The sequence below is a fragment of the Bacillus sp. sid0103 genome, assembly GCF_019219025.1.
Genome location: NZ_JAHUWN010000038.1, coordinates 1 through 13,336 on the forward strand (window position 1 = coordinate 1; position 13,336 = coordinate 13,336).

Genomic DNA, 13,336 nt, shown 5'->3' on the forward strand with positions numbered 1-13,336 from the left:
TCTGCTTAATACATAGAAAAGAATAAATTGGATTAGTTGGAACGCCGTATGCGGTGAAAGTCGCTTGTACGGTGTGGACGGGGGGAAAAGGGAGAGATAACTTCAAACCCTTACCTATCTGTATGAAATGGGATGGAAATCTCTTTGGGTTAAATGGTAAAGTTGATTTTCTAACAATATTATTTGTTTAGATTTAGATCCTTTTTACATAATAGGATATTATCTACCATCTACCCAAGGAGGATTTGTTTTGATTAATGATTTACTAAAGGAAGCTGAGGAATTTATCCGGACTTGTTATAGAGAATTAAATAAAACGGAGCAAGAACTAGAACATAGATTGAATGAATTGAATGAACAGTTACGAAATAAAGGTTTTTATGAACACACCAACCTAGAGCTTGAATATGGGGCAAAAATGGCTTGGCGTAATAGTAACCGTTGTATAGGAAGGTTATTTTGGGATCAATTAAACGTGATCGATAAGAGGAACCTAAAGACAGAAGAAGAAATTATCGAAGCCTTATTTGAACACATCGAATATGCAACGAATAAGGGTCGAATACGCCCTACAATCACCATTTTTTCACAAAAAGCCTCGAACCAAAAAGTTCGTATTTGGAATCACCAATTAATTCGCTATGCAGGTTACAAAACGGAACAAGGTGTTTTAGGGGATCCACACTCCATTTCCTTTACCGATACCTGTATAGATTTAGGATGGGAACCGAAGTTTGGAAATTTCGATGTTTTACCCTTAGTCGTTCAAGTAAATGATCATCATCCAAAAGTAGCCCAGTTTCCAGAAAAGCTTCTTCTCGAAGTGCCAATTCGTCATCCCAATTACAAATGGTTTAATGATTTAAATTTGAAATGGTATGCAGTACCGATGATCTCGGATATGATTTTAGAAATTGGAGGCATTACGTATACCGCTGCTCCTTTTAATGGCTGGTATATGGGGACTGAGATAGGAGCAAGGAACTTTGCGGATGAATCGCGGTATAATATGCTTCCTCAAATAGGAAAATTAATGGAGTTGGACATAAAAAGTAATATATCTTTATGGAAGGATAGGGCACTCTTAGAATTGAATACAGCAGTTTTACATTCCTATAAGGAGGATGGGGTTAGTATTGTAGACCATCATACGGCTGCACAACAATTCAAAAAATTTGAAGAAAAAGAAAGGGCAAGTGAAAGGTCTATTACAGGCGACTGGACGTGGCTTATTCCACCAATGTCACCAGCTGCAACCCATATTTTCCACAAACCATATAATAATGTCATTAAAAAACCCAATTATTTTTATCAACCTAAACCATATTAATTTTTAAGTATAGTCACAAAAATCTTCGTTTTATAATTTTATATTCTGGTTTTTAAATGGTGCTTATTAACTACAGTGTAGGATGCCTAAATAAGGCATCTACTCTTCCTAGTTCGATTAACGAGTTAGATTGTGAAATACTGTACTTAAAGTAACGGGTGCAATAGTTAAAGATGGAGATCGCTGCGGCGATCTTTTTGCTTGTTGTACTAATGAAAGCAGTTTAGTGGAAGAAGTGCATATAGAACCTGCGGGTCAATTTATGGAATAATTTGGTCAAGCTATTCGGTGTAGTGCATATAAATGTTATAAACAATGGAAATTTTTATTATTTGAAAGGAGAGAAAATGGAACTACCCGGCGAGCTAGATCCTGAACATATTGTCATTCCTCATTTATTTATTAATTACATCGTTAAAGGAGGAAATAACGGATGAATATCAAACAAATGATTGCTGTAAGAGCAGCAAAGGAAATTCAGGATGGAGATATCGTCAATCTGGGCATTGGAATACCAACTCTGGTGGCTGATTTCCTACCAAATGACAAAGAGTTTTTTTTGCATACTGAAAACGGCCTACTAGGGGTCGGCCCAACTCCTTCTGAAGGCGAAGCCGATCCTGAAATCATTAATGCAGGCAAGCTCCCAGTTACAGCAAAAACTGGAGCATCCTATTTCTCTTCTTCAGAATCATTTGGGATGATCCGGGGAGGTCATATCGATATTGCAATCCTTGGCGCATTGCAAGTAGCTGAAAATGGGGACATCGCCAATTGGGCAATTCCAGGAAAAAATATTCTTGGTGTAGGCGGAGCCATGGACCTTGTAGCCGGTGCAAAGAAAGTTATTGTAACAACCCAGCATTGTGCAAAGAATGGCGAACCGAAAATTCTAAAAAGCTGTAAATATCCCATTACGGCAAAAGGTGTGGTCAGTTTACTGATCACCGAATATGCAGTTTTTCGTTTTATTAATGGAAAGATGGTACTTGAAGAATTGAAGGAAGGCATTACAGAAGAGAAGCTAAAGGAAATCACCCCTGCGGAGTATACAGACTCTACTTCCTTGTCAAAATATCAATTCGTTTAATCGAAAGGAGAACCAATTTTATGGGTCAAGAATTTGTCATTGTCAGTGCCAAACGCACAGCAATCGGAAAGTTTGGCGGAACATTAAAAAATAACAATTCAGGAGATTTGGCTGCTGTTGTCCTGAAGGATGCACTTCAGACTACCGGACTTGCGACTGACCAAATTAATGAGATCATACTGGGTGAGGTAAGACAGCAACAGATCATCCAATGTCGCACGGTTGCGGGACTGAGAGCAAGGATTACTGAATCAGTGACAGCCTATACTGTAAACCGCCTATGTGCTTCAGGAATGCAAGCAGTCGTATCAGGAGTCCAACATTTAGCTTTCCATCCTGATGAAATCGTGATAGCTGGCGGAACGGAAAACATGAGTAGAGCGCCGATTTACCTTCGAAATTCCAGGTTTGGCGAGGGAAATCCATTTATTGTTGATTCAAACCTTGAAAATGGCCAGCAGCCTATTGAAATGTACGGCAAGGATTTAGGAATGGGGATGACAGCGGAGAATGTTGCCGAAAAATACGGTATTTCACGTGAGGATCAGGATGCTTTTGCTTTGGAAAGCCAAAGGCGTGCAATAAAAGCCTGGGAAGAGAGAAAGTTCGATTCTCAAATTGTCCCTGTTGAAGTGAAATTTAAAAATCAATCGACCGTGTTCGCAAAAGACGAACATATGCGTGAGACTTCATTGGAAAAATTGGCTAGCTTAAAACCAGTTTTCAAAAAAAATGGAACCGTAACCGCGGGAATGCCTGCGGCCGAAATGATGGTGCAAGTGCCATCGTTTTGATGACCAAAGAAAAAGCTCAAGGATTGGGGTTAAAACCTCTAGCCAAGGTTAAGGGCTGGGCAACAGTAGGTGTCGATCCACAATATATGGGAATCGGTCCAGTTCCAGCCGTTTCATTATTATTAAATAGGTCTGGACTGCAAATGGGCGACATAGGGCAGATAGAATTAAATGAGGCCTTCGCTGCCCAGGCTCTTGCTGTTATTCGGGAGGCAAGAATGAATATGGAAAAGGTGAACGTCAATGGTGGTGCCATAGCACAGGGCCATCCGCTCGGTGCGACTGGAGCAGTTATTATCACAAAGCTGATTCATGAACTGAGATTCAGGAGAGAACAATTTGGCATTGCAACACTATGTGTCGGAGGCGGCCAAGGAATGGCAATTTTGCTAGAAAATATGTCATAAATAGCTTGATATGGAACTGTTTAGAGCCTAATGGATTACCCATTAGGTTTTTTTATTTGATTTTTAAGGTGAAGAATTTGTTTTCGTCGCTTATAGAGGTGGTGAAAAATATCTCGATTCTGAGATACTTTGCTTGACGTTATTTAATTCAAGAATTATTATGGTTATATAAAATAACTAAAGTTACTAAAAATAACTAGGTTATAATTATTTAATAATAATTAAAAATGATTAAGGAGTGAAACAGATGGTGGAAGTAACTGTAAAACTTAATTATAATGGGAAAAATTATTTAACAAATGTAATAGTTCATAAAAATACACCTAAAAAACAAATTATGTGTATTGCAACGGAACAAATTAAGAAACAAAGGGTAAATTAAAATGGCGATAAATCTTCAGGTCTTTATATGAAAGGAGTAAAGGACTTGAATGAAAAAAGAGTAGTCGGAGAGAAAGCTGTAGATTATGTGAAGGAAGGAATGGTAGTTGGACTTGGTACTGGCACCACAGTATTTTATACCATTTCTAAGCTTGCAAAATTAGTTCAACAAGGATTTTCTATTCAGGGAATCCCTACTTCTTTGCAAACAGAGAATTTGGCAAGAGAGCTTGGCATTCCATTGGTTTCTTTCAATAAAATAGACCGAATTGATGTAGCGATAGATGGTGCCGATCAAGTAAACCTTGATTTAAATCTTATTAAAGGAGGCGGTGGAGCCCTTTTAAGAGAGAAAATCATTGCGAAATCGGCAAACACTTTTATAGTTGTCGCCGACTCACACAAGTTGGTGGAAAAATTAGGATCCTTCCCTTTGCCAGTAGAAGTGGTACCTTTCGGAGTTGAAATGACAAGCAAATATATCCAAGAGCTTGGAGGGATTCCGAAATTACGGCAAAAAGATGGGAGCCCTTATCTAACGGATAACGGTCATTATATTTTTGACTGCAGCTTCCATGAGATTACACATCCAGGAGATTTAGAAAGAGACCTGAATCTCATTCCTGGTGTCGTTGATAATGGATTGTTTGTCGGAATGGCCGATATGGTTATTACCTTGGATAGAAATAAGGAAGTTGGCATTAATTTCCGAAAATAGGTTAGGTTCGGAAAAGAAAAAATAACTTCAGTATTGCGCATAATGATAATTTGCAAAAATGAGGAGATATAAATATGGAATCAATGACCTTTGTATTATTTGGAGCAACGGGGGATTTGGCTAAGAGAAAAATATACCCTGCTCTTTACAATTTATATTTAAATCAGAAGTTGCCGCAACCTATATCCATTATTGGACTTGGTAGAGGTAATTTATCACATCTCGATTTTCAGGAAAAAATTAAAAAATCAGTATTAGAGTTTTCACGTCGTTTAGAGCATGAAGCGGATGAAATGGGAGATTTTCTAGACGCTTTTCGATTCAGTACTTTAGATGTAAATAAACCCGAAGATTATCAAAAAGTACTGCAGTTGGTTAAGGAAAGAGAAGACGAACTACAAATTGCGGAAAACCGCATGTTTTACCTCTCTGTAGCACCAGAGTTTTTTGATATCATTGCGTTTAATGTTAATAATAGTGGACTTGGTGCAACGAGTGGATGGAAACGATTAATCATCGAAAAACCATTTGGACATGATCTTCAATCTGCTCGCGAACTAAATGAAAAACTTAGCAGTGCGTTTGATGAAGAGGAGATCTTTCGAATCGACCATTACCTTGGGAAGCCAATGGTTCAGAACCTTGAAGCTCTTGAATTTGCGAACCCAGTTCTACAGTCCATCTGGAATAGAGATCATATTGCGAATGTTCAAATTACAGCTAGTGAAACTGTGGGTGTTGAACAAAGAGCTGGTTATTATGATCAAGCAGGCACAATACGCGACATGGTGCAAAATCATATGTTGCAAATGCTCATGATGACCGCTATGAACTTGCCTTATAAAATTAACGCAACGGAAATTCGAAATGAAAAACGGAAGGTGATGGAAGCTCTTCGTCCGGTAAAAAAAGAAGATGTCCAATTCCATATTGTCCGGGGACAGTACTCTTCGGGTGAGATGAAGGGTGAGTCGGTGTCAGGCTATAAAGATGAGCCGGGAGTAAATCCGTCTTCTCAAACGGATACATTTGTCGCTGCCCGTTTATGGATTGATAATCCATTTTGGAGTGGAGTTCCATTCTATATACGGACAGGGAAAAGAATGAAGGAAAAGTCCACCCGTATCGTCATCGAATTTAAAAACACGTTAAAACTTCTTTATAACGAAAATCAAAAAGTGGAGCCTAATTTATTGATTATCGAAATCAGCCCCGATGAAAATGTCGCTCTGCAATTGAATGGTAAAAATCCAATGAACGGGAGAATAGAACCTGTAAATATTAGTTTTTCTTGTGAAGATTCAGCACGCAATGGCTCAGGGGTACCTGAGGCTTATGAAAGACTTATCTATGATGCTTTAATCGGCGATTCTACATTCTTTGCCCATTGGAAGGAAGTTGAATTATCGTGGGAATGGGTACAACCAATCCTGAACGCATTTGAGGAAAATCTTCTGCCTCTACGTGAATATTGGTCCGGTTCATTTGGACCAGATGCCTCTGATTCCCTGTTAGCAGAAAATGGGTTCAAATGGTGGTTAGATGAAAAAACTCAAGAAAACCAAGAGACATCACTTCAGAAATAAGGAATTGTCTAGGAGGAAAATGACATGTCACAAACCATTGAAAATTTAGCGGTAACAACCATTCGAACTTTATCAATTGATGCGGTCAATGCAGCAAACTCAGGCCATCCAGGTCTCCCGATGGGGGCAGCGCCAATGGCCTATGCATTATGGGCGAACCATTTGAATCACAATCCTGAAAATCCGAACTGGTTTAATCGTGATCGATTCGTTTTATCTGCAGGACATGGTTCCAGTTTATTATACAGCTTGCTTCATTCATTTGGGTATCATGTCTCGATGGATGATTTAAAAAACTTCAGAAAATTAAATAGCAAAACGCCAGGGCATCCGGAATTCGGTCATACTCCAGGTGTAGAAGCAACCACTGGACCATTAGGACAAGGGATTGCCAATGCTGTAGGGATGGCTATGGCGGAAGCACATTTAGCAGGCAAGTTTAATAAAGAAGGGTTTCCTGTGATTGATCATTATACCTATGCCTTAGTGGGGGACGGCGACCTAATGGAAGGTATTTCCTATGAAGCAATGTCAATGGCAGGTCATATGAAGCTAGGAAAGCTGGTTGTCTTATATGATTCCAATGATATCTCCCTTGATGGTGAATTGAACGTTTCCTTCTCCGAAGATATCAAGAAAAGAGCTGAATCTGCCCACTGGAACTATTTAAGAGTAGAAGATGGCAACGATATTGAGGCCATTTCAAATGCCATCCAATCAGCAAAACAAAATACTGACCAGCCAAGTTTGATTGAAATCAGAACGATCATCGGCTATGGAAGTCCGAAGGTTGCAGGAACGAATAAGGCCCACGGTGCACCACTCGGAGCAGAAGAAGGGAAAGCGACTAAACAAGCCTATAATTGGCTTTATGAGGAAGATTTCCACGTTCCAGAGGAAGTCAAGGCTCATTTTGAACAATTAAAGCGTAATGGAGTCGACAAGGAACAAAGGTGGAACCATTTATTCGATTCTTACCAAAAAGCGAATCCAGACTTGGCAGAACAGTTAACCAATGCGATTTCTGGAAAAGTTCTCATCGATGTGAAGGATATTCTAACGTTTGACACCGGAAAAGCTGTATCCACTCGTGTGGCGAGCGGGGAAGCTATTAACCATTTTGTCAAATCAGTGCCAGCCATTTTTGGTGGTAGTGCGGACCTTTCCCACTCCACGATGACTGAGATTAAAGGGGAACAAATTTACGCCGTCGAATCCTACAGTGCGCGAAATGTTTATTTCGGTGTACGTGAACATGCGATGGGTGCAGCAGCAAACGGGATGGCTTATCATGGCGGATTAAAGCCTTTTGTTAGCACATTCTTTGTATTTAATGATTATCTGCGTCCTTCTATTCGATTAGCGGCTTTATCAAAGCTTCCGGTCATCTATGTGTTTACACATGATTCCATTGCAGTTGGGGAAGATGGACCAACTCATGAGCCGGTTGAACACTTGGCTGCCCTTCGTTCCATCCCGGGCCTCACTGTTATCAGGCCTACAGATGCGAATGAAACAGCAAGTGCTTGGGCGTTTTCGCTTCAACAATCAGAAGGACCAGTCGCCTTGGTCTTAAGCCGTCAAAACTTGCCGGTATTTAATGAAACAAAAGCGAATGTAGAAAATTTATCTAAGGGCGCTTATGTATTGACAGAAACCAATCCGACCCCGGACGTCATCTTAATGGCAACAGGGTCTGAAGTTTCATTGGCAGCGAGTGCCAAAACTGAACTGGAAAAAGAATATATTTCTGTACGTATCGTAGCAATGCCAAGTTGGGAGTTGTTCGGCAAGCAATCTGCTGATTATAAAGAGGCTGTGCTCCCTTCTTCGGTTACAAAGCGTGTGGCAATCGAAATGGGTATTTCATTAGGATGGGAACGCTTTGTTGGCTTTGATGGAAAAGTATTATCAATTGAGACATTCGGTGCATCTGGAGATGGTGAAGCTGTTATGAAGCATTTTGGATTTACGACTGAAAATGTGGTTCAAACTACAAAAGGTATTTTAAATAAGTAAAAAATAAATTTGGAGGAATTAATGATGAAAGTAGGATTAATCGGTTTGGGAAAGATGGGCTTTAACCTAGGACAAAATCTAATCGAGCATAATCATGAAGTGGTAGCATTCGATGTAAGCCCAACAGCTGTGGAAGAAATGAAAAAAAACGGAGCTGTAGGAGTTTCAAGCTATAAAGAACTTATTCAATCATTAGAACAGCCAAGAATTGTTTGGATTATGGTCCCTCATGGCGTTGTTGATTCGGTTATAGGTGAGGTTCTACCGTTCTTGAACGAGGGGGATATTGTCATTGAAGCTGGTAATTCCCATTATAAAGAATCCATCCAGCGTTATAACGAATTAAAGGAACTGGGGATCCGATTTATGGATGCAGGCACTTCAGGCGGTATGGAAGGTGCTCGTCATGGTGCATGCTACATGGTTGGCGGCGATCCTGAGGCGTGGCAAATCGTTGAACCCATCTTCAAAGATACATCCGTTGAAAATGGTTATCTCTATGCAGGCAAAGCAGGAAGCGGTCACTTCCTCAAGATGGTTCATAATGGAATCGAATATGCCATGATGGCTGCCATAGGGGAAGGATTTGATGTACTTGAGAAAAGTGACTTCGATTATGATTATGAAAAAGTAGCAAGAGTTTGGAATAACGGGTCTGTTATTCGTTCATGGCTGATGGAATTAACGGAAAACGCATTTTCAAAATACCCACATTTGGATGAAATTAAAGGAATTATGCATTCTTCAGGTGAAGGGAAATGGACGGTTGAAACAGCTCTGGATCTTCAAACGGCTACTCCTGTTATCGCCTTGTCATTATTAATGCGTTATCGTTCCTTAGAGAATGACACCTTTACAGGAAAAGTGGTAGCCGCATTAAGAAATGAATTTGGTGGACATGCTGTCGAAAAAGCAAGCAAATAAAATATATTATATAAATCGGAGGAAATCATCATGAAATTTTTTATTGATACAGCGAATCTAGACGATATCAAAAAAGCTTATAAAATCGGGGTTTTATCAGGCGTTACTACAAATCCTTCCTTGGTTGCAAAAGAAGGAGTTAAATTTGAAGATCGCATTGCAGAAATTCTAAATGCCGTTCCCGAGGTTGAGTCTGTATCTGCCGAAGTAACTCCAAATGCTTTAACAGCAGAACAAATGATTGCTGAAGCAAATGAACTCATCAAAATAAATGGCGGGGATAAAAATATTACCATTAAACTTCCAATGACGTTGGATGGTTTAGAAGCGTGCCGCTACCTAACAAAAAAAGGTGTAAAAACAAACGTTACCCTTATTTTTTCCGTAAACCAAGCCCTCTTGGCAGCACGTGCCGGGGCCACCTATGTGTCCCCATTCTTGGGCCGTTTAGATGATATTAACGAAGACGGTGTAGCACTTGTTTCAAGAATTGCTGAATTATTCCGTGTTCAGAATTTAGACTCTCAAATCATTGCAGCGTCAGTTCGTCACCCAGACCATGTAACTCGTGTTGCATTGGCGGGAGCACATATTGCAACTATACCATTTAATGTAATTGAGCAATTATCTAAACATCCTTTAACAGATCAAGGAATTCAAAAATTTGCAGCGGACTGGAAAAATGCTCTTTAAAAACTTATAAAAGCTACAGAGCGTTAGATTACTTCGACAGTAAGAATTCTAACGCTCTGAACGCTAAATCAGAAATTAACATTAAAGGAGTAAAAGTAAATGACAATTTCATTTGATTATACAAACGCCCTATCATTTATGCAACAGAGTGAAGTGGATAATCTTAGCGAGTTTGTAAAAGTAGCTCACAATATGCTTCACGAGAAAAAAGGTCCAGGCTCTGATTTTCTTGGATGGGTCAACCTGCCGCATGACTACGATAAAGAAGAATTCGCACGAATAAAAGATGCAGCTGAAAGAATCCGCAATAATTCCGATGCCTTAATTGTTATTGGGATCGGAGGTTCATATCTTGGTGCAAGAGCAGCAATTGAAGCACTTTCCCATACCTTTCATAATCAAATAGGAAATAAAACACAAATTTATTTTGCAGGACAAAATATTAGCGCTACATATATCTCTCACTTGCTTGATGTATTAAAGGATAAAGATATTTCCGTTAATGTCATATCGAAATCAGGTACGACAACAGAGCCGGCTATCGCTTTTCGAATATTCCGGGATTATTTGGAGAAAAAATATGGAAAAGAAGAAGCTAGAAAACGTATTTATGCTACAACAGACCGCGCTAAAGGAGCGTTAAAAACACTTGCCGATGAAGAAGGCTTTGAAACCTTTGTCATTCCTGATGATGTCGGAGGTAGATATTCTGTTTTATCCGCAGTGGGTTTATTGCCAATCGCAACTGCAGGTTTAAATATAAACAAAATGATGGAAGGGGCAGCAGCTGCAGCAGATAAATACAATAATCCGGATTTAGCAACAAATGAAAGCTATCAATACGCCACTGTAAGGAATGCCCTTTATCGAAAAGGAAAATCAATTGAACTGCTTGTTAACTATGAACCATCCCTTCATTATGTTTCAGAATGGTGGAAACAGCTATTTGGCGAGAGTGAAGGGAAGGACCAAAAAGGTCTATACCCAGCTTCGGTGGATTTTACAACCGATCTTCATTCCATGGGTCAGTATGTACAGGAAGGTCGTCGTGATTTAATTGAAACAGTCATATCAGTAAAAGAGCCTAAACTGGATATCACGATTGAAGAAGAGGCTTCTAATCTTGATGGCTTGAATTATATTGCCGGCAAAACCATGGACTTTGTCAATAAGAATGCCTTCCAAGGTACCGTATTAGCGCATGTTGACGGAGGGGTTCCAAACCTATCGGTGGAACTGGGGAACTTAGACGAATATACATTTGGTGAAATGGTGTATTTCTTCGAGAAGGCATGTGGAATTAGCGGATTGTTAATGGGCGTTAATCCATTTGATCAACCAGGAGTAGAAGCTTATAAAAAGAATATGTTTGCCTTACTTGGAAAACCAGGGTTCGAAGAAGAAAGAGCTGAATTACTAAAACGCATTTCTAAATAAACTCTAAAAAACAACTCTTATCTTGTGAAGATAAGGGTTGTTTTTCGCAGTAAATTAAAATTTTTCGGCGATTTCCTTTGCGGCTAAAATGGATCTTTGATTTCATTTGCCTTTTCTGGAAATTGTACATGTCCTTCGATAAAAATTTCTTCCAGATTGTGAATTCCGAAAAATTTCATCATTACTTGAAGATAGCGATGCCCCATTTCCATATTCGCTTCCGGTCCCTCGGAGTAAACATCTCCACGAGATTGAATATGGATCGCCTTTTTTCCTTCTAATAGACCCTGCGATCCTTTTTAGAATATTTAAACGTTTTACCTGATACCGATATAGCATCCAGGTAGGTCTTCATAACCGAAACCGCCGGTACGGAAAAATTCCACATAGGTGTCACAAACACATATTTATCCGATAAAATAAATTGCGCCCCAAGTTCGGCTAATCGACCAACTTTCGATCGTTCCTCGCCCGTTATTTGATCGAACGGTTCACCTGTCTGGAGTTTGTCCCAGCCGCTAAAAACATCTACATCCAGATACGGAATGTCTGCTTGATATAAATCCAGGTGTACAACTTGATCCTGCGGGTGACTTTCTTTTTATGAATTGATAAAAACCTTTCCTACTGTTAAGCTATAGGACCGTTCAGGATTAAGAGGATGTGCAGTGATATATAGAACATTATCCAATAATCTCATCCTACCTTTCAATGCTAGAAAGTAATCTACGTTTTTTTAGTATTTATTTATATTCCAATCATTTATTTCTCTTTCATCCAGCTGGTAGCCCATTGACTAATGGGTCCCAGTATTTTTGCTAGTTCACTTCCTTTTTTAGTTAATAAATATTCCGTTCTAACTGGGCGCTCTGGAATAACATGACGTAAAACAATCCCATGCTCTTCTAATTCTTTCAATCTTTCCGTCAATACCCGCTTACTTAAATCAGGGATGAGTAAATTGATTTCACTAAAACGTTTTGGTCCGCTTAATAATACATATATGATTAGTCCAGTCCATTTTTTTCCAATTAACTCAAAAGTTTTTTCAACCTCAGGACAAAGGTCTGCCTTTTCTTCCGTCATAATAAATCTCACCTCTATCAAAATAGAATTAATTTTGTTCCTTGTATACTTATTGTAACCAGGTTTCATTTGATTACAAAGTAAAAATACATAATTTATTTTAAAAAACCCCACTGTACGTAAAATTGTCAAAGAATTTCCATAAATGATTTGTTTTTTAATTATTAGAGGAAACAAACCATAGTGGACTTACTAGTTGAAGATGAAATTAAAATAGGGAAAAGCTCTATGTTATTCATAGCTTTTCCCTGCATTATGAATCTCTAATTGTAATTAGAAAGTGATTATCATTTTTAACTTAGAAAGGCTATTTGAACATCTTCATAACGGATTTTTAATAATCTTTCTAATAATTCTAGCTTTGTTTTTAATTCTTTGATTTCCTCTTCGCAGATTATATTTGCTTGTTGAATGTCATTTATCATTGCCATTACTAAGTGTTTAAAATTAGGAGATTCAATTAATACATGCTCAATTAATTCAATTGCATCTTGTTTTTCCTGTTTATTCTTGACAGCAAAAATACTTTGTTGATTCGGTTCAAATACGGTAATAGATTGAAAATCAACAGAGGTTCGTATTCCAAAGTACCTTTTTTCTGTTCCATAAAATTCATTTTCTCTTATCCGCATTAAATCTAAGCCAACCATAAATTCATAAAAAGGAAAGCCTTTCTTTGGATAATTAATACTTTCAATTTCCATATTTGAAATGTTATCTATAAATATTTCTTTTTCTATTTGTGTTTGAATTACTTTTGATTCTAATAAGCTCATTTTAATGACCTCACTGTGTGTTTTATTTTTAAAATAGACCATGCACAAAAAATATTAGGCGAACAAAAAGTAACCTGGTTACAATTTTATTATAA

At 38.5% G+C, this 13,336-nt stretch carries 13 protein-coding genes and 1 pseudogene; 11 read left to right on the plus strand and 3 right to left on the minus strand.

Annotated features, from left to right (window positions below):
- Window positions 1-250: 250 nt before the first annotated feature.
- The 11 genes from KW850_RS28480 (at window position 251) to KW850_RS28525 (ending at window position 11,379) form a co-directional block, all read left to right on the plus strand.
- The gene (locus tag KW850_RS28480; protein ID WP_218351070.1) at window positions 251-1,330 is read left to right on the plus strand and encodes a nitric oxide synthase oxygenase; all 1,080 of its coding nucleotides are present in this window, start codon (window positions 251-253) and stop codon (window positions 1,328-1,330) included.
- Between the two features lie 433 nt (window positions 1,331-1,763).
- Window positions 1,764-2,420 (plus strand): 3-oxoacid CoA-transferase subunit B, encoded by a 657-nt coding sequence (locus KW850_RS28485; protein WP_218351071.1) that lies wholly within the window; start codon window positions 1,764-1,766, stop codon window positions 2,418-2,420.
- A gap of 20 nt (window positions 2,421-2,440) precedes the next feature.
- A complete protein-coding gene (locus KW850_RS28490; RefSeq protein WP_308128872.1) occupies window positions 2,441-3,214 on the plus strand; it encodes a thiolase family protein in 774 nt (257 codons plus the stop codon).
- Complete coding sequence (locus KW850_RS34105) at window positions 3,214-3,621, plus strand: hypothetical protein (protein WP_308128873.1); 408 nt, start codon at window positions 3,214-3,216, stop codon at window positions 3,619-3,621. Before KW850_RS28490 ends, KW850_RS34105 begins: the two co-directional genes overlap by 1 nt.
- Window positions 3,622-3,868: 247 nt before the next feature.
- The gene (locus KW850_RS28495) at window positions 3,869-4,003 is read left to right on the plus strand and encodes a BA3454 family stress response protein (protein ID WP_218351072.1); all 135 of its coding nucleotides are present in this window, start codon (window positions 3,869-3,871) and stop codon (window positions 4,001-4,003) included.
- 45 nt (window positions 4,004-4,048) lie between these two features.
- Window positions 4,049-4,720, plus strand: coding sequence for a ribose-5-phosphate isomerase RpiA (rpiA, locus tag KW850_RS28500; protein WP_218351073.1), 672 nt, complete (start codon window positions 4,049-4,051; stop codon window positions 4,718-4,720).
- Window positions 4,721-4,794: 74 nt separating this feature from the next.
- On the plus strand, window positions 4,795-6,306 hold the full coding sequence (zwf, locus tag KW850_RS28505; protein WP_218351074.1) for a glucose-6-phosphate dehydrogenase: 1,512 nt from the start codon (window positions 4,795-4,797) through the stop codon (window positions 6,304-6,306).
- Between the two features lie 24 nt (window positions 6,307-6,330).
- On the plus strand, window positions 6,331-8,325 hold the full coding sequence (gene tkt, locus KW850_RS28510) for a transketolase (protein ID WP_218351075.1): 1,995 nt from the start codon (window positions 6,331-6,333) through the stop codon (window positions 8,323-8,325).
- A gap of 24 nt (window positions 8,326-8,349) precedes the next feature.
- Window positions 8,350-9,249 (plus strand): phosphogluconate dehydrogenase (NAD(+)-dependent, decarboxylating), encoded by a 900-nt coding sequence (gene gnd, locus KW850_RS28515; protein WP_218351076.1) that lies wholly within the window; start codon window positions 8,350-8,352, stop codon window positions 9,247-9,249.
- Between the two features lie 30 nt (window positions 9,250-9,279).
- Window positions 9,280-9,942: a fructose-6-phosphate aldolase gene (gene fsa / locus KW850_RS28520; protein ID WP_218351077.1), complete on the plus strand. Its 663-nt coding sequence runs from the start codon at window positions 9,280-9,282 to the stop codon at window positions 9,940-9,942.
- Window positions 9,943-10,041: 99 nt separating this feature from the next.
- The gene (locus KW850_RS28525; protein WP_218351078.1) at window positions 10,042-11,379 is read left to right on the plus strand and encodes a glucose-6-phosphate isomerase; all 1,338 of its coding nucleotides are present in this window, start codon (window positions 10,042-10,044) and stop codon (window positions 11,377-11,379) included.
- A gap of 83 nt (window positions 11,380-11,462) precedes the next feature.
- On the opposite strand, the pseudogene KW850_RS28530 reads toward KW850_RS28525, so the two are convergent.
- The 3 genes and pseudogenes from KW850_RS28530 to KW850_RS28540 form a co-directional block, all read right to left on the minus strand.
- Window positions 11,463-12,070: pseudogene (locus KW850_RS28530) on the minus strand (NAD(P)H-dependent oxidoreductase).
- A gap of 71 nt (window positions 12,071-12,141) precedes the next feature.
- Complete coding sequence (locus KW850_RS28535; RefSeq protein WP_218351079.1) at window positions 12,142-12,465, minus strand: winged helix-turn-helix transcriptional regulator; 324 nt, start codon at window positions 12,463-12,465, stop codon at window positions 12,142-12,144.
- A gap of 293 nt (window positions 12,466-12,758) precedes the next feature.
- Window positions 12,759-13,241, minus strand: a complete 483-nt coding sequence (locus KW850_RS28540) for a hypothetical protein (protein ID WP_218351080.1) — start codon at window positions 13,239-13,241, stop codon at window positions 12,759-12,761.
- Window positions 13,242-13,336 lie beyond the last annotated feature (95 nt).